This is a genomic window from Actinopolymorpha sp. NPDC004070, from assembly GCF_040610475.1.
In the GTDB taxonomy this organism is placed as follows: Bacteria; Actinomycetota; Actinomycetes; order Propionibacteriales; family Actinopolymorphaceae; genus Actinopolymorpha.
Genome location: NZ_JBEXMJ010000005.1, coordinates 130,765 through 154,920, shown reverse-complemented (window position 1 = coordinate 154,920; position 24,156 = coordinate 130,765). Strand labels below are relative to the sequence as shown.

The window sequence follows — 24,156 nt, the reverse complement described above, 5'->3', positions numbered from 1 at the left end:
CAGGCGTCGCTACCTGCCGGCGTAGTACGCCTCGACCGCCTCGATGTCCACCGTCTCGTCGGGCTCGCGGCCGAGCTTCTCGTACAACTTCCGGCGGGCGTGCATGTCGGCGATCAGGACCGCGCGGGCGTGCACCGCGACCTCGCCCGCGACCTCGGCGGGTACGACGATCACGCCGTCGTCGTCGGTGCCCACGATGTCGCCGGGCCGCACCTGCACTCCGCCACAGCCGATGGTTACCTGGGCCTCGACCGCCTCGATCCGGCCCGGAATGATCGTCCGGCCGCGAGCCGCGGCGCATATCGGCGTCCGCTGCAGCTCGATCTCGGCGGTGTCCCGGCAGTACCCGTCGGTGACGATGCCGACGGCGCCGTTGGCGTGGGCGGACATGGCGTTCGCCGAACCCCAGAAGCCCACCTCCCGCGCCCCGCCGCCGTCGGTGACGATCACGTGGCCGGGCGGGAGGTCGCCGAGACCGGCGGGCCGGCCGACCTCCTCGAACCAGATGCCGTGCGCGGCAACGATGTCCTCGGTGGAGTCGAGCTTCCACATCGGACGGTTGGCGGGTACGCAGCGCAGCGTCGCCGCCTCACCCCAGAACTTCATCCCGCGCCACAGCGGGCGGACGTCGCGTGAGACCAGGCCGATGTCGAAGTAGCCGATGCCGTCCATGGCGTCGGCGACGTCGGTGACCCGGAGGTACTTGTAGAGGCTGGCGACTTCGGAGGGGCTGGTCGCCGCGGACGCGGCGGTCTTGCCCGTGGTCATGGCGTTCCTTTCCGGTACGTGGATGCGGAAGCTCGCACGTGGGGACGGGAGATCGCCGATGGGCCCTCGACTCGCTCCGATTATTGTCTACAACCGTCTGTCGCCAAGGCGTACGTCCGGGATGGGTCAGCCTGGGTGAGCGGAAGGACGCGCTCTGTCAGAGCTCCCCGAGCGGGGCGACGTCGATCCCGCCGCGGTCGCAGACCCAGTGCGGGTTCGGTCCGAGCTCGGGTTCGATCCGCAGCTCGTGCGGCTCGACGTCGTCGCAGGCCTTGCACCTGGGCCAGCGCCCCACCGAGTCCATCAGCGCGTCCTGCACGTCCTGGGCGATCTGGCCGGCGACATAGTCCGCGCCCTCCGGCCACTGCGCGACCCACCACCGGCGTTCGGCCACCGCGTCCTCGAGGATCGACACGCCTCGGGGGTCGGCGTGACCGGAGGCCTGCAGGTCGTGAAAAACCTGGGCTCGGGCGTTGATCAGCGGGTCGTCGTCCGTCACGGACACGATCCTGGCAGGCTTCGTCCCATGACGCGTCCCTTGCTCGAGGTCATCGCCCTCGGAGTCGCCGACGCCGTGGCCGCGGAGGACGGCGGCGCGGACCGGGTGGAGCTGGTGACCGACATGGATGCCGACGGCCTGTCGCCGGAGCCGTCGGTGGTGGAGGAGATCCGGCGGCGTACGAACGTTCCGCTCCGGGTGATGCTGCGCCTGTCCGACACGTTCAGCGCAACCGGTGCCGAGGTGGCCCGGCTGCGCGGACTGGCCTCGTCGTACGTCGCGGCAGGCGCGGACGGCTTCGTGCTCGGCTTCCTCACCGGCACGCTCGAGATCGACCAGGAGACCACCTGCGCTCTGGTCGAGGAGTTCCCCGACCGGCCGTGGACGTTCCACCGGGCGGTCGACCACGCGCTCGAGACCGACCGGGCCTGGCAGGACCTTCGCCGGCTGCCGGGGCTCACCCACGTGCTGACCGCGGGTTCGCCGCGCGGGGTGGAGGCCGGCCTGGACGACCTGACCCGGCGGGCGAAATCCGACCCGTTCGCCACCGACCGGATCATGGCCGGCGGGGGCCTGCGGGCCGATCACGTGCCGTGGCTGGCGCAGGCCGGGATCCGGGCGTTCCACGTGGGTACGGCGGTCCGGCCGGACCGTTCCTGGAAGGCGTACGCCGACGCGTCGTACGTCCGCGCCTGGCGCACCCTGGTCGACGACGAGGTGGCCCGCGCGCTCGACCTGCTCTCCAGTGGGACCGCGAAGGAGACCGCGAGGGAGACCGCGAAGGAGAGCGGAAGCGTGCCGGAGCTGTGACGCTCCTCCTCGACCCGCCGACCTGGCCCGCGCGCGGCACCGTCTGGTCGCATCTGGTGAGCGACCGGTCCTTCGAGGAACTGCACGACTTCGCCCGCCGCTGTGGACTGCCCGAGAGCGGCTTCCACCGTGACCACTACGACGTACCGGAGGCGAGGTACGCCGAGGTGCTCGCGGCGGGCGCGCAGCCGGTGACGAGCCGGGAACTCGTGGCCCGGATCACCGCCGCCGGCCTGCGCCGCCGCAAACCCCGCACGTAACGACGTACTCGGCGTACTCGACGTACTCAGTCCAGCTTGCGGTAGTTGACGCCCACGGTGTCCAGCCGGGCGAGGTGTGGCCGCAGCCGGTCCAGGAACGCGGAGTACTCCTCCACGCCGCCGGTCTCGTCGCGCCACACCGCCTCGGCGAACGCGCACACCCGCGGGAACAGCATGTACTCCGCGTGCTCGGGCGTCGGGACGTACTCCGTCCACAGCTGGCACTGCGCGCCGAGCACGTGCCGGGCGGCCTCGGCGTCGAGTTCGCCGGGGATCGGCCGGTAGTTGTAGACCTTCTCCAGCGGCGCGAACCCGCCGATGGCCAGCGGCTCGGAGTCGGTGTCCTCGCTCTGGTAGTAGTCGAAGTAGACGGTCTGGCAGGGCGCCATCACCACGTCCAGCCCGCCGCGGGCCGCCTCGATGCCGCCTTCCTCGCTGCGCCACGACATGACCACGACGTCCTCGGGCAGGTTGGCCGGTCCGCCGCCCTCGAGCACCTCGTCCCAGCCGACGAACCGCCGGCCCCGGTCGGCGAGGTGGGCCGCCATCTGCGCGGTGAACCACCCCTGCAGGGCGTTCTCGTCGGCGAGGCCGAGCGACCGCATGCGTTCCTGCGCGGCCGGGCTGACCTTCCACTCCGCCTTCGGGCACTCGTCGCCGCCGCAGTGGATGAGCGGGCTCGGGAAGAGGCCCATCACCTCGTCCAGGATGTCGCGGCAGAAGTCGAGGGTGGAGTCCTCGACGTTGAGCACCTGCTCGCTGATGCCCCAGCGGGTCCATACCTTCGCCGGCTTCAGGCCGTTGCCGAGCTCGGGATAGGCGGCGATGGCGGCCAGCATGTGCCCCGGCATGTCGATCTCGGGGATGACGGTGACGAAACGCTCCTGGGCGTACGCCACGATCTCCCGGATGTCGTCCTGGGTGTAGTAGCCGCCGTGCGGCGTGCCGTCGAAGGTGAACTCGCTCTCCGGGCGGTGGGCGTGCCCGACAAGGGTCTCCGGGCGGTAGGCGCCGACCTCGGTGAGGCGGGGGTACTTCTCACTCGCGAGGCGCCAGCCCTGGTCCTCGGTGAGGTGGAAGTGGAAGACGTTCAGCTTGTGCAGGGCGAGCAGGTCGATCAGCTTGAGGACGAACTCCTTCGGCATGAAGTGCCGGGCCACGTCGAGCATCGTCCCGCGCCAGCCGAACCGCGGCCGGTCGACGACCTCGACCGCCGGGATCTCCCACTGCCGCTCCACCGTGGTGGGGGAGAAGATCTCCGGGGGAAGCAGCTGCCGCAGCGACTGGACCCCGTAGAAGACACCGGAGGGGTCGCTGCCCGCGATCTCCACGCCGTCGGGCGTCACGCTGAGGCGGTAGGCCTCCGGCCCGACCAGGCCGGTGTCGACGCGCAGCGTGATCGCGGCGGAGTCGTCTCCCGAGGCGTCGTCGAGCGCGAAACCGGTCGCCGGCGCCAGCGCCCGGCGCAGGGCCCCGACGATCGGGGCCGACGACTCGTCGGCGCGGACCGTGGCGGAGCTGGTCAGATGGAACGCGCCGTCGAGGCGCTCGAGCTGCTGCGGCTTGGGAAGGATCACGATTCGGCAGCCTAGGGCATGTCCATGCCCGAACGTGACTGTGCACAGTCGCGTCAGCTCACTTGTGAGCACTGCTCAGGATGCGGGAGTGAGCGCCGCACGGGACGCCTCGATGGTGCCGCTGGTCGCCGTGGTCAGGCCGTAGCTGCGGGAGATCTTCTGCTCGTACGCCGGAATCCCGCCGAGGTCCTCCTCGTGCGCGGAGGCGACGGTGGCGGCGAGGTACGGCCACGGCGAGCGGCCGCGCGGCGAGCCCAGCACCCACCACAACGTGACGTACTTCTGTTCGCGGGTGACTCCGAGCAGGTGGCTGGCCTGGCTGATCGGGGCGTGGTACTTCAGGTACGCCACCCCCGGCTCGGCCACCCAGGCGGGCGCGCCGGCCGACCGGACGCTGGGCCGCACGGAGTAGCTCCCGTAGATCGTGGCCCGGTCCCCGCGCAGCACGGTGACCTGGCTGGAGGCGACCATCGCGTCGTACGCCGCGCTGACCGGGACCTGGACCAGGCGTACTTCTGTCGTCTCCGCGCCCGCCTCCAGCCGGTCGCCCGGGCGGAGGGAGTCGAGCTGGCCGGCGCCGACGAGTTCGTACCCCCGCACGGTCGTGTCGCGGAGCAGCTGTGCTCGCCCGTCGCGCAGTCCGACCAGCCGATCGGCGATCCCGGCGGCCGGTGTGTAACTGCCCAGCCGCCCGCTGACCTGGTACAACGTGCCGAGCACGTGCACGGGGACCGACCCGCGGTTCTTCACCGTGACCGAGAGCGGGACGAAGACCGACCGCCGGTCCGGAGCGAGCCGCGGCGCCCCGAACTCCGCGCTGGCCGACACGCTGACCGGCAGCGCGAACGGCTGGTAGATCTGGGAGTACGCGAAGTTGACGATCGCGATCCCGGCGGTCAGCGCCACCCCCAGCGCGAACCTGCGCGGATAGGGGATCTGCCCCCAGATGTGCTGGCGGTGCAGGACGCCGAGTGCCCACGCCGACCAGGCCAGCAGGGCCAGCCACAGCCAGAAGTTGGTGGCCAGCACCCACCGGCCGGGCACCGGTTCGTAGTCCCCGCTGGACACGCCGACCGCGATCAGCATCACCGCGGACAACGCCACGGTGAGCACGCCGACCAGCATCGCCGCGCCGGAGTTGGCGACCCGCCGGCGGCCGCGGTAGTCGGCCACCGCGAGCGCGGCCAGCCCGACCAGGACGGCCGCGAGCACCGCCAGCCCGCCGGTCAGCCGCCCCACGAACGTCAGGGCACCGGGGATGTCGGCCAGACCGATCCGGGCGAGGACGACGAACCCGGTGAGCAGGCCGGCCAGCAGGACCAGGGTGGTGAGGTTCTCGGTGGTGAGGAAGCTGGTCAGGCGTCGCCGGCGCGTGCGGGCGGACATGGCCTCTCCATTACCCGCGGGCTCACCGGGCGATGCCGGGGGAGCGGCCGGGCGGTGACCGCCGGAGAGCTGGTGGCCGGCGGAGAGCTGGTGGCCGGTGGAGGGCTGGTGGCCGGTGGCTCACTCCTCGGGCCGCACCAGGTCCTCAGGCCTGGTCAGCAGGATGAGCTCTGCGGCGAGGTTGTGGCGGGCGCGCTTCTCCCAGTGGGCCCGGCCGTACTCGGTGCCGAAGAGGCGTTCACGGGCGGCGAGGTCGGACAGGATCGCCGCGCGGCCCTCGCGGAACGCCTCGTCGGGCACGTGGGCGTACTCCGCGCGGACGTCGGCGACGTACACCGCGTAGCGCTCCGGCGCGGTGGACAGGACGGCCAGGTCGGCGTCGCACAGCACCGCGCCGTCGGCGTCGTCGGCGGCCGGTTGGTGCCCCGCGGTGAGCAGGACCAGCCGGGACACCTCCGCGGCGACCGCCTCGCCCACGCCGCACCTGGCCAGCGCCTGCTCGGCCAGTTGCGCGGACGCCTCCTCGTTGTCGCCGCGGTGCGGATCGTAGATCGCGTCGTGGAACCACCCCGCCAGCCGGACGGTGTCGACCTGGCGGGCGAAGTCGGCGAGCAGGTCGATCCGGTCGAGGACCTCGGTCAGGTGGCGTACGTCGTGGTAGCGGCGGGCGGGTTCGGAGTAGCGCGCGAGCAGGTCCCGGCCCACCGCCTCACGGTCGGCGTCGGCCACTCCGGCGGCGTCGGCAGCTCCGGCGGCCCGCGCGGCACGGTTCACCGTCTCCGTCCAGCGCCACAGCAGGTCCGCCTCGTCGGCCACGGTGGGGCTCATCCGGCCGTCCTCATGCCGCCATCCTCACCCGGCCGTGCTCGTGTCGCCACCGCGGCCCCCACCCGCACGCTCACCCTCATGAGTCGATCAGCGAGCTGCCCTCGGCCGCCGGGCCGAACACGGTGCCGACCTCCCCCGCGGTGGTGAGCTGGCGGGGGAGGGGGTCGGCGTGTACGACCCGGAGGGAGGTCACCGCGCGGGTCAGGCAGACGTAGAGCCGGCGCAGTCCGGTCACCTCGTCATGCTCCCCGGCGACGATCCGGGCCGGCTCGGCGAGGACCACATGGTCGAACTCCAAGCCCTTCGCCAGGGCCGCGGGTACGACGTCCAGCCGGGCGTCGACGTCGCCCTCCTCGCCCAGCTGGGCGTACGCCACACCGGCTCGGTCCAGTGCGGCACGCACCGCGCCCACCTGGGCGTCGGCGACGATCAGCCCCACCGACCCCGGCCGGTCCAGAGCGGCCCGAACGCCGCCCACGGTGGCCGCGACCGCTGCTGCCGGATCGGCGGCAGCCACCACCTCCAGGTCGCCGCGGGACCGGCGGACCGACGTGGGAGCGGTGAGCGTCGGCGCGATGTGTGGCAGCAGGCGGGCGGCGAAGGCGATCACGTCGGCGGGTACGCGGAACCCCCTGGTCAGCTCCTCGACGTGGCCGTCCGGCTTGCCGAGGTGCGCGAGCGCCTCGTCCCAGGCACGGGTCGCCCACGGCGTGGTCGCCTGGGCCAGGTCGCCCAGCACGGTGGCCGAACCCGTCGAGCAGCGCCGGCCCACGGCCCGCAGCTGCATCGGCGACAGGTCCTGCGCCTCGTCCAGGACGACGTGCCCCAGGCTCGGGGTGCGTTCGAGCAGGTCGGCCACCTCGTCGACGAGCACCGCGTCGGCCAGCGACCAGCGGGCCGACCCGGCCGTACGCGGCGGCTTGGGCCAGGCCAGCAGCGACTGTTCGCGCTCGTCCAGCAGCCCGTCGGCGTGCTCGGCGAGGAACGCGGGTTCGGACAGCAGCCGGAAGACCAGCCGCACCGGGTCGACCGCCGGCCACACCTGGTCGGCGTACGCCCGGACCGGCCGGCTGCGGGCGACGGAGTTCTGCACGCGGTCGTCGGGTGAGTCGCCGTCGGCCTCCATCCGCAGCAGGACGGCGTGTGCGAGGCGCTGCGGCAGGATCGCCCGGCCGGCGCCGTAGCGGACGCCGCGGTCACGGATCCCGCCGAGGATCTCGCTGACCTCGTACGACGGAACCCGGAACCGCCGCGCGCCCCTCGGCACCAGGAGACCCTCGGACGGGGCGCGCAGGTTGCTCCAGACAGCGCGGCGCAGCACCTCCGCCAGCCGGGCGTCGCCCTTCAGCGTGGCCACGTCGGCGGGCTCCTCGGCCCGGATGCGTACCCGGCCGACGAGTTCGGGGAGCGTGGCCTGCCGGGCCTCGATCTCACCGAGGGCGGGGAGCACGTCCCCGATGTAGCGGAGGAAGGAGTCGTTCGGGCCGACGACGAGGACGCCCTGGCGGCGGAGCTGGTCGCGGTGGGCGTAGAGCAGGAACGCGGCGCGGTGCAGGCCGACGGCCGTCTTGCCCGTGCCCGGTGCCCCCTGGACGGCCACGGTGCCGGCGAGGTCGGCGCGGACGATGTCGTCCTGCTCGGGCTGGATGGTGGCCACGATGTCGCGCATCGGCCCCACGCGGGGCCGCTCGATCTCGGTCTCCAGGATCGAGCTCGCGGCGTCGGTCTCGGACCGGTCGGTGAGGTGTTCGTCCTCGTACGCCGTCAGGTCGGCGTGGTGGAAGCCGAACCTCCGCCGCAGCTGCACGCCCATCGGCGCACCCCTGGTCGCGCGGTAGAAGGGGCGGGACACCCCGGCGCGCCAGTCGACCACCATCGGGTCGCCCTCGGCGTCGGTGACGTGCCGGCGGCCGATGTAGAAGCGCTCGCCGCGTTGGGCGGGACGGGTGCGGCCACCGGGCAGGTCCTCGGTGGGACCGGCGCCGGGCGCGTAGTCGAGCCGGCCGAAGAACAACGGTGTGCTCGGGTCGTCGGCGAGGGAACGGGCCCGGTGGTAGAGCGTGGCCTTGAGGTACTCGGTGGAGACGGCGTTGCCGCCCTCGGCCTTCAGCGACTCGGTGCGTTCGCGCATCCGGCGCAGCGCGTCGCGCGACGCGGCGAGGTGGGCCTGTTCGGCGGTCAGCGGATCGGCGGAGCCGACCGGACCGGCTGGGTTGGTAGCGGGGTTGGTTTCTGGGCTGGTATCGGGTGGCTGGAGAGTTTCGTGCGTCGGCATGGGGCGGCGTCCTCCCGTGAAAAACGGCCAGGCAGGTTAACACGCGAACGGCGTCCGATCGACCGGTTTGTGGACGCCGGTCGGCCGGTTGCTGACGTCGTGCACAGGGCGCCTGGCCGACCCCGGACGAACGGGGAACTACATGCGTGTGGTTCCCACCTGTGCGCTCTGACCGGCTTGTCGAATGTGATGCTGTGCGCGGTGAGTGCGTCTCCGGACGCTCTTCGTGTCCATATCGGTCGTGCACCAGTCACCATCAGCTGTTTTCGCCGGGGGACTCCTACGGGAAAGGCGGATCGTGATCAGACCTGACCACACATACCTGGCCGGTGTACGGCGCTTCCTTCCGGTGACCGGCGGTCGGAGGGCCGCCCGCAACCGCGTCGGTCTCGCTCTCGCCGTCGCCGGCATGGTCGCGGGGACGAGTGCCGTGACCACGTCCGCCACCGTGGCGAACGCCGCGGTCGGCGCGACCACCCCCACCTCCGACGGTGTCCAGTCCGCCCGCGCGGGCGCCGGCCGGGTCGCCACCCTGACGAAGGGCGCGACCCGGACGGTCGTGTACCGCGGGCTCCGGCTCACGGTCCCCGCCACCTGGGCCGTGCACGACCTCGACCGCGACCCGCGGACGTGCGTACGTTTCGACCGGCCGGCGCTCTACCTGGGCAGGCCCGGTGCCGACCAGCGCTGTCCGGCCCGCGCGGTGGGCCGCACCGAGGCGGTGCTGGTCCAGCCGGCCGCGTCGGCCCCGTGGGCGAAGGCGAAGGCCCCGGCGTCGCTGGGAAGGGGCGCCGAGGTTCGCAGGCTTCGTCCCGGCCGGACGACCTCGGTCACGGCCGGCGCCACCGCGGACCAGGAGGCGCACTTCGACCTGACCGGCACCGGGCTGGTCGCCACCATGGCGTACGGCGACCGGCCGGCGCTGGTCGAGGCGATCCTCGCCGACGCCACCTACACCGGGCCGAAGCGCGCAGGCGGCGGTACGGCGCTGTCGGGGCCGGCCGGGACGACCGGCCTGAGCGACCCGCCCTCCATGCCGGCCGGCTCCACCACGACGCGCTTCCGGGGGCTGGGGTTCGACACCTGCGGCGCCCCGTCCGCGACCACGATGCGGGCCTGGCTGGCCTCGCCGTACCGCAGCGTCGGCATCTACATCGGCGGCGTCAACCGGGCCTGCCCGGATGGCAACCTGAGTGCCGGTTGGGTACGCACCGTCGCCGGAATGGGATGGAAGCTCACCCCGATCTACGTCGGGCGGCAGGCACCGTGCGCGCTGCAGGGTGACCTCGGCCCGATCCGGACCACCAACCCCGGTGGGCAGGGCGTGGCCGCGGCGGAGGACGCGATCGCCGACGCGCGGCGGTTCGGGCTGGCCCCCGGCAGCACGATCTACAACGACATGGAGGGGTACGACACCCGGAGCGCCTCCTGTCGCCGGATCGTGCTCGCGTTCCTGAACGGCTGGACCAAGCGCCTCCACGACGGCGGTTACCTGTCCGGCGTCTACTCCAGCGCCTCGTCGGGAATCCGCGACCTGTCCGGGGTCTACGTGTCCAACACCTTCGCCCGGCCGGACGTCATCTGGACGGCCCGGTGGGACGGCAAGCCGACCGTGTGGGGCGAGCAGTACGTCGCCGACTCGAAGTGGGCGATGCACCAGCGGATCAAGCAGTACCGCGGTCCGCACACCGAGAGCTGGGGTGGCCGGCGGATCGAGATCGACAGCGACCGGGTCGACTCGCTGCAGGGCTCGGCGAAGTTCGTGCACGAGGTGATCTCCAGCGGTGACCTGGTGACGCGCAAGGGACCGGGTACGGCCTACCCGGCCGTCGGTCGCCGGGAGTCGGGCAGCAACGTCAACGTGCTCTGCCAGACCGCGGGCAGCCAGGTCGGTGCGACCACCGTCTGGGACCGCCTCGCCGACGGCACCTACGTCAGCGACCTGTACGTGGGTACGCCGAACAAGCGCGGGTACTCCGCGCCGATCCCCAAGTGCCGGTACTCGTACACCGTGTGGACCGACGCGCTGCGGGTGCGGTCCGGACCGGGAACGAACTACTCCCAGGTCGGCCAGATCCTGTACGGCGGGATGGCGAACATCCTGTGCCAGCGCACGGGCACGCAGGTCGGCAAGAGCCGGGTGTGGGACAAGCTGGACAACGGTGGCTGGGTCTCCGACTGGTACACGATGACGACCGGCCGGCCGGGGTACACCGCGACGATTCCGCGTTGCCCGTAAGGGAATCGAGCACAGCTGCCCGCGGGGCAGCGGGTCTGCAACCGAGACAAGGGCCGCCCGGCGACGTGCCGGGCGGCCCTTGTCCGGTTGGGGAATCCAACCGGGTGGGTCGGGTGAGTCAGGTGGGTCAGCTGAGTCAGCTGGGCATCTCGCCGGAGAGCACGTCGTCGGCGTCGACGATGCGGTAGGCATACCCCTGCTCTGCAAGGAAACGTTGACGGTGCGCGGCGAAGTCCTGGTCGACGGTGTCCCGGGACACCACGGCGTAGAAGCGCGCGGCCCGCTTGTCGTGCTTGGGCCGCAGCAGCCGCCCCAGCCGTTGTGCCTCCTCCTGCCGGGACCCGAAGGTGCCGGAGACCTGGATGGCCACCGCCGCCTCGGGCAGGTCGATGGAGAAGTTCGCGACCTTGGACACCACCAGCAGGCTGATCTCGCCGCTGCGGAACGCCTCGAACAGCCGCTGGCGTTCGCGGACGGTCGTCTCGCCCTTGATGATCGGGGCGTCCAGCCGGGCGGCGAGCTCGTCCAGTTGGTCGATGTACTGACCGATCACCAGCGTGGGTTCGCCGCGGTGCTGTTCGGCCAGCCGGCAGACCACCCGGGCCTTGGTGTCGGTCGTACACGCGAGGCGGTAACGCTCGTCGACCTCGGCGGTGGCGTAGGTGATGCGTTCGCTGTCGGTGAGGGTGACCCGGACCTCCACGCAGTCCGCCGGTGCGATCCAGCCCTGGGACTCGATGTCCTTCCAGGGCGCGTCGTAGCGCTTCGGCCCGATCAGGGAGAACACGTCGCCCTCCCGGCCGTCCTCGCGGACGAGCGTCGCCGTCAACCCCAGCCTGCGCCGGGCCTGCAGGTCGGCGGTCATCCGGAAGATCGGCGCCGGCAGCAGGTGCACCTCGTCGTAGAGCACCAGGCCCCAGTCGCGCGCACCGAAGAGCTCCAGGTGGGTGTAGGCGCCCTTACGCCGCGACGTCATCACCTGATACGTCGCGATGGTGACCGGCCGGATCTCCTTGCGGGCACCGGAGTACTCACCGATCTCGTCCTCGGTCAGGGACGTGCGGCGGATCAGCTCGTCCTTCCACTGCCGGGCGGACACGGTGTTGGTGACCAGGATCAGCGTGGTCGCCTTCGCGTGGGCCATCGCGGCCGCACCGACCAGGGTCTTGCCGGCACCACAGGGGAGTACGACGACGCCGGAACCCCCGTGCCAGAAGGCGTCCGCGGCCTGCTGTTGGTAGGGCCGCAGGGACCAGTCGTCCTGGAGCAGGTCGATCTGGTGCGCCTCGCCGTCGACGTAGCCCGCGGTGTCCTCGGCCGGCCAGCCGAGCTTGAGCAAGGCCTGCTTGACATGACCGCGCTCGGAGGGGTGCACCGCCACCGTGTCGGGGTCGATGCGCGCGCCGAGCATCGGCTTGAGCTTCGCGCTGCGCATCACCTCCTCCAGCACCGGGCGGTCGGTGGTCACCAGGACCAGCCCGTGCGAGGGGTGGTTGTCCAGCCGCAGCCGGCCGTAGCGGGCCATGGTGTCGGCGATGTCCACCAGCAGCGCGTGGGGCACGGCGTACCGGCTGAACCGCAGCAGCGTGTCGACCACCTGCTCGGCGTCGTGCCCGGCGGCGCGGGCGTTCCACAGCCCGAGCGGGGTGAGGCGGTAGGTGTGGACGTGCTCGGGTGCACGCTCGAGCTCGGCGAACGGCGCGATCGCCTTGCGCGCCTCGTCCGCCGCGGGATGCCCCACCTCCAGCAGCAGGGTCTTGTCGGACTGGACGATCAACGGTCCGTCGTTCACGAGATCTCCGGGTGGGGCGTCGGGGGTGTCACTCCAGTGTCCAACCCCGGGCAAGGCCGCGGTGTTCCGCGGCGGGCCGCGGGGACCGCGAGGGTCAGGGAGCCGTGGTGTCGGAGGGTCGGCAGGGTCGGCAGGGTCGGGGGAATCATGGTGCCGCGGCCGCCCGGCGGCGGGCCCGGAACGCGGCGACGTTGGCCCGCGAGGAGCACCGGTCGGAGCAGTAGCGGCGGGAACGGTTGGGGGAGGTGTCGACGAACACCTGGTCGCAGCGGTCCGCCTGGCACTCGCCCAGCCGGTCCGGGCCGAGATCGCAGACCACGATCGCCAGTCCCATCAACCCTTCCGCGGCGAGGGTTTCGGCCACAGAGGACCGGCGTTCGGCGACGTGCAGGTGGAGCCCCTGCCCGCCGTGCCCGGAGATGAACGGCGACACCGGATGGCGGGCGAGGAGCTCGTTGAGCCGCTCGACCACGTGTTCCGCGGCGTGGGCGGCGTCCCGGCCGGCGTCGGTGCCGCTGCGGCTGTGGGAGTCACTGCCGCTGTCCGTGGCGGTATCGGCGTCCGTTTCGGGGTCCGTCGTCCGGGTGAACACCGGTCTCAGGTCGCGCCGGAGCCGGCGCAACGCGCGGACGTCGGCCGCACCGACGCGCTCGGCCAGCCAGGGCCGGTCGGCAAGCAGGGCCCGCAGGTCGTCCTCGTCCTCCAGCGGCGCGTTGACCATGGTCGCCGCGCGGTCGGCGTAACGGAGAAAGTCCACTTGTGCACCTTACTCCACGCCTCTGAGATGTAATCCTCACAAGTCGTCAGTGACTATTACTTTGAAGGCGGGCCGCCGTACACCACCCACTTGGACCACCTGCGGGCCGCCGGGTTCGCCGAGGTCGGGCTGGTCTGGCGCGGGCTCACCGACGCGGCCTTCGCCGCTGTCCGCTGACGGGGCCGGCTGAGACCGAGTAGCGAAGACGCGGACCGGCGACCGCCCGTACGAGCGACGGCGCTGACCAGGGCATCGGCGACCGGGTAGCGTGCGGGCCATGCTGGCTCGTGATCTGGTCGAGGACTACCCGTCGGTCCACGTCGACGACGACGCCCTGGACGCCGCCCGGCTGATGGGCGAGCACCGGCTGCCCGGCCTGGTGGTGACCGGCGAGGGCGGCCGCCCGATCGCCGTGCTCCCCGCCTCGCAGGTGGTGCGGTTCGTCATCCCGGGCTACGTCCAGGAGGATCCCTCGCTGGCCCGCGTCCTGGACGAGCGGGCGGCCGACCGGATCGTCAACGAGCTCGCCGGCCGCCGGGTCGGAGACCTCCTGCCGCCGCGGACCAAGGACCTCCCGGTGCTGCACGGGGACGACACTGTGCTGGAACTCGCGGCCGTGATGGCCCGGCTGCGCTGCCCGCTGGTCGCCATCGTCGACGACGACAGCGTGCTGGGCGTGGTCACCGCGTCCCGGCTGCTGTCGTTGTCCCTGCACACCAGATGAGCCTGCACGCCACATGAGCCTGTGGATCGCGGTCGCCGCGTTCGTCGTCGCCTACACCCTCATCGCCACCGAACGGGTTCCCCGGCTGGCGGCTGCCCTCGGCGGAGCCGGTGTCGTACTGGCACTTGGGATCGTCGGCGCCCACGACGTCTTCTACTCGCCCGCGAGCGGCATCGACTGGAACGTCGTTTTCCTGCTCCTCGGCATGATGATCATCGTCGGGGTGCTCCGCCAGACCGGCATCTTCGAGTTCCTCGCGATCTGGGCGGCCAAACGCGCGCGCGGGCGGCCCTACCGCGTTCTGGTGCTGCTGTGCCTGCTCACCGCGGTGGCCTCGGCGCTGCTGGACAACGTGACGACCGTCCTGCTGATCGCCCCGGTCACGCTGCTGGTGTGCCAGCGGATCGGTGTACGCCCCGAACCCTTCCTCATCGCGGAGGTCCTCGCCTCCAACATCGGCGGCACCTCGACCCTGGTCGGTGACCCGCCCAACATCATCATCGCCAGCCGTGCCGGCCTGACGTTCAACGACTTCCTCGTCAACCTGGCCCCGTTCATCGTGGTCCTGCTGGTCGTCTTCCTCGCGGTGTGCAGGTGGCTGTTCCGGCACGCGTTCGAGGCCGACCCCGAACGCGTGGCCGAGGTGATGTCGCTGTCCGAACGCGAGGCGATCAACGACGTCCCCCTGCTGTGCCGCTCGCTGGTGGTGCTCGCGGGCGTCCTGCTCGGCTTCGTCCTCCACCCGGTGCTGCACGTCGAACCCTCCATCGTCGCGCTGCTCGGCGCCGGAGTGCTGGTGCTGGTCAGCGGACTGTCGTCCGGCACCTACCTGGAGGAGGTCGAGTGGGAGACGCTCGTCTTCTTCATGGGCCTGTTCGTCATGGTCGGTGCGCTGGTGAAGGTCGGCGTGATCGACGCCATCGCGAACTGGATGGCGGAGGCGACCGGCGGCAAGCCGGCGCTGGCGATCGGCGTCCTGCTGGTCGGCTCGGCGTTCCTGTCGGCGATCGTCGACAACATCCCGTTCGTGGCGACGATGGCGCCCGTCGTCGCCGAACTCACCGGTCCGCACGGGCCGCTCGCCGGGCAGACCGGCCTGTGGTGGGCACTCGCGCTGGGTGCCGACCTGGGCGGGAACGCCACCGCCGTCGGCGCCAGCGCGAACGTCGTCGCCCTCGGCATCGCCAAGCGCAACGGCTTCCCGATCAGCTTCTGGGAGTTCACCAAGTACGGCGCGCTGGTGGCCGCGATCTCGATCGCGCTGGCGCTGCCGTACCTCCTGCTCCGCTACACCTGACGCGCACGTGCCAGGCTTGGCCGTGATGAACGCGCTCCCGACTCCCGACTCAGCGGCCGTGCCCGATCCGGCGGCCGGCCTCGAGTCCGCCGCCGCACCCGAACGCGTCCGCGCGGTGATCTGCGACCTGGACGGCACCGTCTACCTGTCCGGCCGGCCGGTGCCGGGGGCGGTGGAGGCGCTGGCCCGCCTGCGCGCCGACGGCGTGCAGGTGCTGTTCGTCTCCAACAACCCGCTGCGCGACCCCGTGTCATACGCCGAACGCCTCACCGGGCTCGGCATCACGGCCACCGCCGACGACGTGCTCACCTCCGGTGTGGTGATGGGACGCTGGCTCGCCGAGGAGACCCCCGGCGCGAAGGTGTACCTCCTTGGCGAGGAGAGCCTGCGCCGCGAGCTCACTGCCGCCGGCGCGGTGCTGGTGGACTCCGGCGACCAGGCCGAGGTGGTGGTGGCGTCCTTCGACCGGACGTTCCGGTACGAGACCTGGCTGGAGGCGTTCAACGCGCTGCGGGCCGGTGCGCGGTTCGTGGCCACCAACCCCGATCCGACCTGCCCGGTCGAGGGCGGCGAGGTGCCCGACTGCGGCGGCATCATCGCGGCGCTGGAGGCGACCACCGGACGCCGGGTGGAGGCGGTCGCCGGCAAGCCGTCGCCCCTCATGCTGGCCGCGGCGCTGGAACGCCTCGGCTGCTCCCCGGCGGAGGCCGTGGTGGTCGGCGACCGCCCGGGCACCGACATCGAACTCGGCCACCGCGGCGGCGTGGCGACCGCTCTGGTGCTCACCGGCATCACCGACCGGGCGGGCGCCGCGGCACTGCGGCCGGCTCCGACGTTCGTCCTGGACAGCATCGCGGAACTCCCGGACACGCTGGCCGGCAGGACGTCCTAGGCCACGGGGGCCCGGGAGACGGAGGCCCGGGAGACAGGGGCCCAGGACACGGGGCCCGGGAGACGGGGCTCACAACTCCGAGCGCAGTGGCCAGGCGTTGGCCCGGCAGGAGCCGACACTCTTGGTCTGCTGCATCATCACCGGCGCCGGCCTGCCCGGGCCCGGGCAGCGCGCGTGGCTCTCGCCGAGGGCGTGCCCGACCTCGTGGTTGACGACGTACCGGCGATATTTCAGGACGTCGCCGCCGAACGCCGGGACGGCCTCCGCCCACCGGCGGGCGTTGATCGCGACGTGATCACCCATCCGGCAGGAGAGCTCTCCGCCGGTGCCCAGCGGCGCGCAGAGCTTGTCGGTGGTGTCCGGTGAGGCGATGACGATGCGCAGGTCGAATTTCTCGCCGGAGACGCGCTCGAATCTCGCCCGCCCCGCCGCTGCCCAGCTGCGCCGGTCGGCGAGAGTGGCGTCGACCACACGGGCGACGTCGGCCGGGCGCCAGGGCAGGGAGTCCTCCACCTCGACCCGGTAGCGCACGACACGGCCGGTTCCGAACGGCGCGGTGTGTCCCGGCGCCGCCACCAGCTCACCTGACCCGTGGTCGGGGACGGTCACCGGGCTCGGGGTCGGCTCGGGTGTCGGCCGCGGGGCAGCCGGGGAGGTACGGCCCTCGCTTCGGGAGATCCGGTCCGGTGAACCCCGCAGGACCGCCCGGACACCCTCCGACGCCGCGTTGGAGTCGGAGTCACCGGCATCGCCGGACCCCTTCGGGTCGTCGGATCCAGCGCGCTCGCCGCCGGTCCTGTTCGCCGCGTCGAGCATCCGCGGGGCGGCGTTTCGGTCGAACGGATTCGCCGGCGCCAGACCGCGCATGCCCGCGATCAGGGCGACCGCGACCACGGCGGCCGAAGCGAGCACGGTCAGTGAGCGCCGGAGCCGTCGGCGTCGCTGGAGTCGCCTCCCCTTACGACTGACCATCTAGTTCCGGCCCCCTCCGCTCGAACCCGAGGGAACCCTAGTCGACCACTGCGCGGAACCTGCCGCCTAGTCGACCGGAGCCGCGCCGGTGACGCGGTGCAACGCGAACGTGCGCGCCTCACCGGCGGCATGGTCGTACGCCGTCAGCCAGCCGCCGTCGATGCGTACCGGATCGACGATCCGATCCAGGGCACCCCCCTGCTGGTCCACGTACCCCATCCACACCGACCAGCCACCTGCCAGCGCGGCCCGCAGGACGTCGACGGCCTCACCGGAGGGCGTCCGGCGCAACTGTCCGACCGTCGCGCCCGCCGGCCGGGACGCGCGCGCCCGGTCACCGGCCCGGACCGCGCGGACCGCGGCCGCCAGCACCTCTGGTTCGGGCGTACGGGAACCCGCCGTGACCGGCGTGCGCTGTGGGGTTTCCGTCGTACGCCCGACCCGGGTCTCGCTGAGCATCAGCGCCCCGTCGGCGGTCTCGGGGACCGGGGAGAAGCCGAGCGCGCGGAGCTCGTCGACCAGGGCGCGTACGGGCTGGCGGGCAACCACCACCGTCGGCGCGATGCGGCGCAGCCCGAGGGCTGCCGTACGACGGTCCGCGAGCACGGAGTCCAGCAGCGCCGGGTCGTCGCAGCGCAGGTAGGCCGTCGCGGACCCGGCCCGCAGGTGGCCGTGCCGGCGAGCGACGTCGTCGACGAGGTACGACAGCGGCTGGGGCACCGGAGTCGCGGAATGGTGGGCCAGGAGCTCGTGGAGTTCGGCGGCGGTGCGGCCGGCGTCCAGTGCGCGGCGTACGGAAGTCTCGGTGAAGCGGTAGACGGTGGCGCCGCCGTGCGACTCCGCGTCCGCCATCGCCGCCAGCGACCTGGCGAGGTCCGGGCGCAGCGGTCCGGGCGCGACGGCGGTGAGGTCGGCCTGCAGGAGCACGTGGTCGACGGGTTCGGGAAGGTGCGGAGAGAGTTCGGCGGCGGCCGCCTCCTCACCCGCCGCGCCCGACAACAGGGCCCGCCCGTGGCCGGCCAGCGCACCGAGCCCGGTGACACCCCACGCGGACGCCTCCTCCAGCGTCCAGGCGACGAGCTGTTCCACGAACGCCGTCATCCGCCGGGGCCGCCGCCAGCGCACCCACGCCACGACCACCTCGGCGCTCGGTGCCGTACCCGCGTCGGCGTCGGCCAGGGCGGCGAGCACCAGCCGGCGGATGCCGGGGGCCACGGAGCGCTCCAGCTCGGCCGACAGCGCCTGCCGCGGCCGGTCGCGTTCGTCCCTGCTGCCAACCAGGGCGGGTACGCGGGGAGAGTCCAGCCACGCGGTGGCCAGCCGGGCCCAGCGGTGCTCGGTGTCCAGGGCGAGCCAGGTGTCGTACGCCGGCGTCGGCAGCCAGGAGTCGTCCTCGCCCACGGCGACCAGGCCGGCCGCGAACGCCGTCTCCAGCAACAGCGCCGCGCTCGGCTCGGACACGCCGAGGCCGGCGGCGGTGCGCCGCAGGTCGCGGACTCCGAGGCCGCCCGCGCGCAGCACCGACGGCGGGTCCGCGCCCCACGTGTCCAGCAGTTGCTCGACCTGTCGTACCACCTCCAGCGTGGTGCCGGCCGCGGTGCGGTCGACCAGCGCAGGGTCGCGGGTGGTGCCCTCCAGCGTGGGCGGGGTCAGCTGCTCGGCGGGGTAGAGCCGGCCACCCCGCAGGTGCAGGCCGACCTCGCGCGGCAGCACCACCGAGCGGGCGTCCGCCGCGGTGAGCAGGCCGCGGGCACGCAACCGTTCGACGGGAGTACGCGCGGTCTCCACCGTGACCGGCCGGTCGGCGGCGGTCACGATCCCGACCGGCGGCCCGGCGGCGAGTCGTTCGGCGACCGCCCGGGCCTCCGGCCCCGCCTCGGCCAGCAACGCGGCGATCCGCCCGTCGTCGGCAGGGTCGCCGAGGTCGCCGAGTTCGGTGGGCGGGCCGAGGCCGGCGGGGTAGGGGCCGAGCAGGTCCGCGAGCGCGACGGGTACTTCCAGTGCGTCCCTGGGACCCCACACCAGGGCGAGGCCGCGCAGCTGCGCCAACGTCTCCTTGACACGGGCATCCGGCAGACCGGCCAGCGCGCGGACCGCGGTCTCGGCGGCCGGCCGGGGGAGTACGACGAACGCCTCCAGCACCGCCAGCGCCCGCCGGTCGAGCTGGTCGAGCGTGCGGGCCAGCGAGCTGCGGGTGGTGGAACGGGACGCGAGCTGCGCGAGATCGGACGGCAGCGGCGTCATCAGGTCGGGACGGGCGCGGAACAGCTCCGCGAGCGCGTCGTCGTCAAACCCGCGCAACGTCTCCGGTAGCGTCGCGGGGCGCGAGGTGGATCTGGGCATCACCTCAACCGTAGAGCGCGGCGCAAGCGGGCCGCGCTCGGTGTGGCGTACGGCACCTTCGGCCGTCCTTGCCGACCAAGGCGCCCTACCCAGGTCGTAGCAAGGTCCCGACTATCGGGCGACGTCCCGGGTGGGTTCGGACCGGCAGGATCGAGCCATGGCTGATCAGCACCCCGCGCAGCGACCCTGGGCCACCCTGAGCGCCCCGCCAGGGTCACGCGCGGCCGTTCCCTGATGTGGGGGACCGCCCCAGGCGGCAGCCTGGAACCTGCCCGACGTCCGACCGCACGAATCACCCGGTCCGTGCCGATGATTGACGCCCGTCCCGTTCAGGTAGGAGATGACCGGTGACCACTCTCGCCCCGGTGCCCGTCCCGGCCCGTGCGACCCCACGTGCCCCGGGCACGGACGCGCGGCCGCGTCGTGACCTGCCCGCGGGCCGGGTCGCGGTGGCGGACCGAACGGAGACGCCGGTACGCCCGTCCACGCTCACGCCCGCCCCCTCCACGGCCCGGGTGGTGACGTCCGGCGCACCCGCGACCGCCGCGCCGGAACGCCGGACCGGAATCAAGTTCTCCTGGCGGCCGCGGCAGATTCTGCTGCTGGTCGCGGTGGTGGCGCTGGTCAGTGTGCTGGCCTACGACAACCGGCACGCGATCGACCTCGGACTGTGGCGGTCGCAGCTGAACCTCTGGTGGGCGGGCCTCGCGGTGTTCGGCATGGTCGTCACCCTCGCCGGCAACGCCTGGAACCTCATGGGCGCGAGCCCGGTGCGGCTGCGGTTCGGCGCGACGTTCGGTGCGCAGCTGGCCGGTTCGCTGGTCCGGATCGTGTCGCCGGCCGCGGTCGGCTCGGCCGCGGTCAACGTGCAGTACCTCCGCCGCGCGGGCGTCGGCACCTCGGCCTCGGTCGGCACCGTCTCGGTGGCGCAGAGCGTGCAGGTGCTGCTGGCGCTGTGCCTGCTTCCGCCGGTCGCGTACGCCGCCAACACCGACGTCGACCTGCTGCGGGGGGACGTGGCGCGGTTCGCGCCGTACGCCGCCGGCGGCCTGGCCGTCCTCGTTGTGGTCGGCGCCGTGCTGCTGCGCCGGTCGGCCCGGCTCACCCGCAAGGTGCGCGCGCTGGCGAAGGAGCTCACCCGGTCGCTGCGCACGATGGCCGCGCACCCGCTGCGGGCGCTGGTCAGCCTGACCGGGGCCGTCCTCATCTCCGCCGGCCTGATCACCGCGCTGTGGGCGTCGGTGCACGCATTCGGCGGCCACCTCGGGATCCTCACCGTCGCCGCCGTACTCCTGCTCGGCACCAGCGCCGGCAACGCCGTGCCGGTGCCCGGTGGCCTCGGCACGGTCGACGCCGCGCTGGCCGCCGCGCTCGCCGCGACCGGCGTGGGGCTGGCGGTGGCGCTGCCCGCGGTCGCGTTGTTCCGCCTCGTCACGCTGTGGATGCTGCTGCCGGCCGGTGCGGTGAGTGTCGGCGTGATGCGCCGCCGCGGCCTGTTGTGAACAAGATCACCGGAGCCCCTCGAACGGATGTGCGTGCGGGCGGACGCGTCGGGTAGGAAGGACGTACCGCCCGCCCAGGCCCAGCTCCGGCCGAGGGCCGCGGGCGCCAGACCAGAGCACACATCCGAGCACGGAAGGAGCCCCACATGGCGAAGGTCGCGTTCCTCCTCGCCGACGTCTTCGAGGACTCGGAGTTCCAGCAGCCCTACGACGCGGTCCGCGACGCCGGGCACGAGGCGGTCGTGGTGGGCAAGGAGTCCGGCAAGCAGGTCACCGGCAAGAAAGGCTCCAAGGTCACCATCGACAAGGGCTCGACCGACGTGCGTGCCGACGAGTTCGACGCAGTTGTCGTACCCGGCGGCTACTCCCCGGACAAGGTGCGCACCGACGAGGCGTCGGTCGCCATCGCCCGCGGTGTCCACGAGGCCGGCAAGCCGGTGGCGGCGATCTGCCACGCGGGCTGGGTGCTGGCCGAGGCCGACATCGTGCGCGGCCGCACGGTGACGTCGGTCGCCTCGATTCGCACCGACCTGAAGAACGCCGGCGCCACCTGGGTCGACCAGGAAGTCGTCGAGGACGGCAACCTCATCACCTCCCGTACGCCGGACGACCTGCCGGCGTTCTGCGCGGCGCTGCTCAAGCAGCTGCCCTGAGCCGCGGGGGTCCGGCCCGCCGGCACCCCGCCGCGAACGAGCACGCCGAACGCCCCGTCCCGGGCAACCCGGGGCGGGGCTTCGCCGTCCGTACGACATGAAGCCCGCGCGCTCCGCCACCCGGTCCGGCATCCCCGGCATCCACGGCGCCCTCGCTCCGCTCGCGGTCGTGCTGTTCGTGCTCGCGTGCGCCGGCTGCGGCCGCGCGGCCGGCACGACGTCGACCACGACGGAGCAGGCCGAGCCGACCGGTCACACGTACCTCTCCACCGAGGTGACCGAGGCGGGCACACCGCGGACGCTCGCGCCCGGCACCCGGATCCGGCTGGAGTTCACCGAGGACGACCGGTTGGCCGTCGACGCCGGATGCTCGTCCATGGGCGGTTCGGTCGCGCTGAAGGACGACCGGTTGGCTGTCGGAGAGATCGCCGGCACCGACATCGGCTGTGACGCGCCCCGGCACGCGCAGGACCAGTGGCTGACGAGCTTCCTGGCCGCCGAACCTGCCTGGCAGGTCAGCGGGCACCGGCTCGTCCTGACTGCCGACCGGCCGCACCAGGGCACCCGGATCGTGTTGCTCGACCGCAAGGTGGCCGACCCGGACCGTCCGCTGCTCGGCACCCGCTGGGACGTGACGACGCTGGTGGACGGCGACACCGCGTCCACGATCGCGCGGTCGGCCGACGCCGAGATGGTCTTCTCCGAGAACGAGATGAGAGGGTCGGACGGGTGTAACGGCATGGGCGGCCCGGTGACCCACACGAGCACGCACCTGACCTTCGGAATGATCTTTACCCACGTGGCGAAATGCATCGACCTCGACCGGGACCGCACCGAAGTCCACGTCCTGGCAATCGTTCAAAGCGGTGAGCCGGTGGCGTACCACATCGACGGTGACCAGCTCACCCTCGACGGACCCGACGGCAAGGGACTCGTCCTCACCGCGCACCGAGCGAGCCGATGACGGTGGTCCGGTTCTGGCCGCACGACGGGTGGAAGGTCGGTTACCGTCCGAAAGCCCGTAAGGTCAAGGGGTGGCCCCGGATACGTTCGTCGTCGGTTTCGACCTGGACATGACCCTGATCGACTCCCGCCCCGGCATCGCCGCGGTGTGGGACGCGGTGTCCGCCCGCACGGGCGTCGCCGTCGACAGTGCGCTCGCGGTGAGCCGGCTCGGTCCACCGCTGGAGTACGAAGCGGGACTGTGGTTCCCGCCCGAGCAGGTGACCGACGTCGTCGCTCTCTATCGCAGCCTGTACGCCGACACCGCGATCGGCGCGGCGTCGCTGATGCCCGGTGCGGCCGAGGCGATCGCCGCCGTACGCCGGCACGGCGGCCGGGTACTCGTCGTCACCGCGAAGAACACCGCCCACGCGAAGCTGCACGTCGAGCACTTCGGGCTGGAGGTGGACGAGGTCATCGGCGACGTGTGGGCGGAGCAGAAGGGCGAGGTCCTGCTGGCACGCGGTGCGGCCATCTACGCCGGCGACCACCTCGGTGACGTCCGGGGTGCCCGGGCCGCAGGGGCGCTCGCGCTCGGTGTCGCCACCGGTCCGGTGCCCGCGGAGGAGTTGCGCGCGGCCGGTGCCGACGTGGTGCTCGCCGACCTGGCCGACTTCCCGTACTGGCTGGAGGACCACCTGCTCGAGCAGCGGCTGGCAGATCTCAACGACCAGCTCGCGGGCCTGGGCTCGGTGCTGGTGGCGTTCTCCGGCGGTGCCGACTCGGCGTTCCTGCTGGCCGCCGCGGTGCGCGCGCTCGGACCGGAGAAGGTGGCCGCGGCGACCGCGGTGTCGCCGTCGCTGCCGGACGCCGAACTCGACCCGGCGCGGGAGTTCGCCCAGTCCCTCGGCGTCGAGCACCACACGCCGCACACCGACGAGATGGCCCGCGACGGCTACCGCGCCAACGCCGGCGACCGCTGCTACTTCTGCAAGGCGGAGCTGGTGGAGGTCCTCGGCCCGCTGGCCGAGCAGCTCGGGCTCACCCACATCGCCACCGGCACCAACGCCGACGACGCGCGGGCCGGGTTCCGTCCGGGCATCCGCGCGGCCGCCGAGCGGGGCGCGGTCACGCCGTTGCGCGACGCCGGCTTCACCAAGGAGCAGGTACGCGAGGCCTCCCGGCGCTGGGGGCTTCCCACCTGGGACAAGCCGGCCGCGGCCTGTCTGTCCAGCCGGATCGCGTACGGCCTCGCGATCACCCCGGCCCGGCTGGCCCGGGTCGAACAGGCCGAGGTCGCCCTGCGCGCGGTCCTGGCCGAGTCCGGTACGCCGTATCGCAACCTGCGGGTCCGCGACCTCGGCGACACCGCCCGGATCGAGGTGGACGCCGAGCTCGTCGACCAGGTGGCGTCGATGGACGAGGCGGTCGAGGCGGTCCTCGCGGCCGGTTTCGACGTGGCGGAGGTCGACCCCAAGGGCTTCCGTTCCGGTGCGATGAACGAGCTGCTGCCCGATCCCACGCGCTACCGCTGAGCCGGCCGGACGCAAGCCGTTACCGGCGAAGCTGATCTAAGTAGTGGAGCGCGGGCGCCGCGCCGTCTAGGCTGGGAGTGGCCCCCGTGCGACGGGGGCCACTGT

General features: G+C 72.7%; 20 protein-coding genes. 10 read left to right on the top strand and 10 right to left on the bottom strand.

Annotation, left to right across the window (positions count from 1 at the left end; all coding sequences use genetic code 11):
- Positions 1 to 9: 9 nt before the first annotated feature.
- Entirely contained in the window at positions 10 to 768 is a 759-nt protein-coding gene (locus ABZV93_RS11425) for an RraA family protein (protein ID WP_354933584.1), read from the bottom strand.
- A gap of 157 nt (positions 769 to 925) precedes the next feature.
- Complete coding sequence (locus ABZV93_RS11420) at positions 926 to 1,267, bottom strand: hypothetical protein (protein ID WP_354933582.1); 342 nt, start codon at positions 1,265 to 1,267, stop codon at positions 926 to 928.
- 27 nt (positions 1,268 to 1,294) lie between these two features.
- Between ABZV93_RS11420 and ABZV93_RS11415 the strand changes: the two genes are divergently transcribed.
- On the top strand, positions 1,295 to 2,077 hold the full coding sequence (locus ABZV93_RS11415; protein WP_354933580.1) for a copper homeostasis protein CutC: 783 nt from the start codon (positions 1,295 to 1,297) through the stop codon (positions 2,075 to 2,077).
- Complete coding sequence (locus ABZV93_RS11410; protein WP_354933578.1) at positions 2,074 to 2,337, top strand: DUF4031 domain-containing protein; 264 nt, start codon at positions 2,074 to 2,076, stop codon at positions 2,335 to 2,337. The genes ABZV93_RS11415 and ABZV93_RS11410 overlap by 4 nt, the downstream gene beginning before the upstream one ends.
- 26 nt (positions 2,338 to 2,363) lie before the next feature.
- Here ABZV93_RS11410 and ABZV93_RS11405 read toward each other — a convergent pair whose 3' ends face one another.
- The 4 genes from ABZV93_RS11405 to ABZV93_RS11390 all read right to left on the bottom strand — a co-directional run bounded on the left by ABZV93_RS11405 (position 2,364) and on the right by ABZV93_RS11390 (position 8,403).
- Positions 2,364 to 3,914: a beta-N-acetylhexosaminidase gene (locus tag ABZV93_RS11405; protein WP_354933576.1), complete on the bottom strand. Its 1,551-nt coding sequence runs from the start codon at positions 3,912 to 3,914 to the stop codon at positions 2,364 to 2,366.
- Positions 3,915 to 3,989: 75 nt separating this feature from the next.
- Positions 3,990 to 5,300 carry a hypothetical protein gene (locus ABZV93_RS11400; RefSeq protein ID WP_354933574.1) on the bottom strand — a complete coding sequence of 437 codons (1,311 nt, stop codon included), beginning with the start codon at positions 5,298 to 5,300 and terminating at the stop codon, positions 3,990 to 3,992.
- Between the two features lie 120 nt (positions 5,301 to 5,420).
- Complete coding sequence (locus ABZV93_RS11395) at positions 5,421 to 6,128, bottom strand: metal-dependent phosphohydrolase (RefSeq protein ID WP_354933572.1); 708 nt, start codon at positions 6,126 to 6,128, stop codon at positions 5,421 to 5,423.
- Between the two features lie 76 nt (positions 6,129 to 6,204).
- Positions 6,205 to 8,403, bottom strand: coding sequence for an AAA family ATPase (locus ABZV93_RS11390; protein ID WP_354933570.1), 2,199 nt, complete (start codon positions 8,401 to 8,403; stop codon positions 6,205 to 6,207).
- A gap of 298 nt (positions 8,404 to 8,701) precedes the next feature.
- On the opposite strand from ABZV93_RS11390, the gene ABZV93_RS11385 reads away from it, so the two are divergent.
- Positions 8,702 to 10,642, top strand: coding sequence for a glycoside hydrolase domain-containing protein (locus ABZV93_RS11385; protein ID WP_354933568.1), 1,941 nt, complete (start codon positions 8,702 to 8,704; stop codon positions 10,640 to 10,642).
- A gap of 136 nt (positions 10,643 to 10,778) precedes the next feature.
- Here the strand turns inward: ABZV93_RS11385 and ABZV93_RS11380 are convergent, their stop codons facing one another.
- Both ABZV93_RS11380 and ABZV93_RS11375 read right to left on the bottom strand, forming a co-directional pair.
- Entirely contained in the window at positions 10,779 to 12,434 is a 1,656-nt protein-coding gene (locus tag ABZV93_RS11380; RefSeq protein ID WP_354933566.1) for a DNA repair helicase XPB, read from the bottom strand.
- Between the two features lie 145 nt (positions 12,435 to 12,579).
- Positions 12,580 to 13,191: a CGNR zinc finger domain-containing protein gene (locus tag ABZV93_RS11375; RefSeq protein WP_354933564.1), complete on the bottom strand. Its 612-nt coding sequence runs from the start codon at positions 13,189 to 13,191 to the stop codon at positions 12,580 to 12,582.
- Between the two features lie 277 nt (positions 13,192 to 13,468).
- On the opposite strand from ABZV93_RS11375, the gene ABZV93_RS11370 reads away from it, so the two are divergent.
- The 3 genes from ABZV93_RS11370 to ABZV93_RS11360 are packed head-to-tail and all read left to right on the top strand — an operon-like array spanning position 13,469 to position 16,104.
- On the top strand, positions 13,469 to 13,915 hold the full coding sequence (locus tag ABZV93_RS11370; RefSeq protein ID WP_354933562.1) for a CBS domain-containing protein: 447 nt from the start codon (positions 13,469 to 13,471) through the stop codon (positions 13,913 to 13,915).
- A 13-nt stretch (positions 13,916 to 13,928) separates the two neighbouring features.
- Positions 13,929 to 15,212, top strand: a complete 1,284-nt coding sequence (locus tag ABZV93_RS11365; protein WP_354933560.1) for an ArsB/NhaD family transporter — start codon at positions 13,929 to 13,931, stop codon at positions 15,210 to 15,212.
- Between the two features lie 25 nt (positions 15,213 to 15,237).
- Entirely contained in the window at positions 15,238 to 16,104 is an 867-nt protein-coding gene (locus tag ABZV93_RS11360; RefSeq protein ID WP_354933558.1) for an HAD-IIA family hydrolase, read from the top strand.
- 69 nt (positions 16,105 to 16,173) lie between these two features.
- Here ABZV93_RS11360 and ABZV93_RS11355 read toward each other — a convergent pair whose 3' ends face one another.
- Both ABZV93_RS11355 and ABZV93_RS11350 read right to left on the bottom strand, forming a co-directional pair.
- Positions 16,174 to 17,016, bottom strand: a complete 843-nt coding sequence (locus ABZV93_RS11355) for a DUF3152 domain-containing protein (protein ID WP_354933556.1) — start codon at positions 17,014 to 17,016, stop codon at positions 16,174 to 16,176.
- Between the two features lie 126 nt (positions 17,017 to 17,142).
- Positions 17,143 to 19,419: a helicase-associated domain-containing protein gene (locus tag ABZV93_RS11350; protein ID WP_354933554.1), complete on the bottom strand. Its 2,277-nt coding sequence runs from the start codon at positions 19,417 to 19,419 to the stop codon at positions 17,143 to 17,145.
- Positions 19,420 to 19,766: 347 nt separating this feature from the next.
- On the opposite strand from ABZV93_RS11350, the gene ABZV93_RS11345 reads away from it, so the two are divergent.
- The 4 genes from ABZV93_RS11345 (at position 19,767) to larE (ending at position 24,051) form a co-directional block, all read left to right on the top strand.
- On the top strand, positions 19,767 to 20,921 hold the full coding sequence (locus ABZV93_RS11345; protein WP_354933552.1) for a lysylphosphatidylglycerol synthase domain-containing protein: 1,155 nt from the start codon (positions 19,767 to 19,769) through the stop codon (positions 20,919 to 20,921).
- Between the two features lie 146 nt (positions 20,922 to 21,067).
- Positions 21,068 to 21,574, top strand: coding sequence for a type 1 glutamine amidotransferase domain-containing protein (locus ABZV93_RS11340; RefSeq protein WP_354933550.1), 507 nt, complete (start codon positions 21,068 to 21,070; stop codon positions 21,572 to 21,574).
- Positions 21,575 to 21,671: 97 nt separating this feature from the next.
- On the top strand, positions 21,672 to 22,538 hold the full coding sequence (locus tag ABZV93_RS11335) for an META domain-containing protein (protein ID WP_354933548.1): 867 nt from the start codon (positions 21,672 to 21,674) through the stop codon (positions 22,536 to 22,538).
- Between the two features lie 70 nt (positions 22,539 to 22,608).
- On the top strand, positions 22,609 to 24,051 hold the full coding sequence (gene larE, locus ABZV93_RS11330) for an ATP-dependent sacrificial sulfur transferase LarE (RefSeq protein WP_354933546.1): 1,443 nt from the start codon (positions 22,609 to 22,611) through the stop codon (positions 24,049 to 24,051).
- The last annotated feature ends 105 nt before the right edge of the window (positions 24,052 to 24,156 follow it).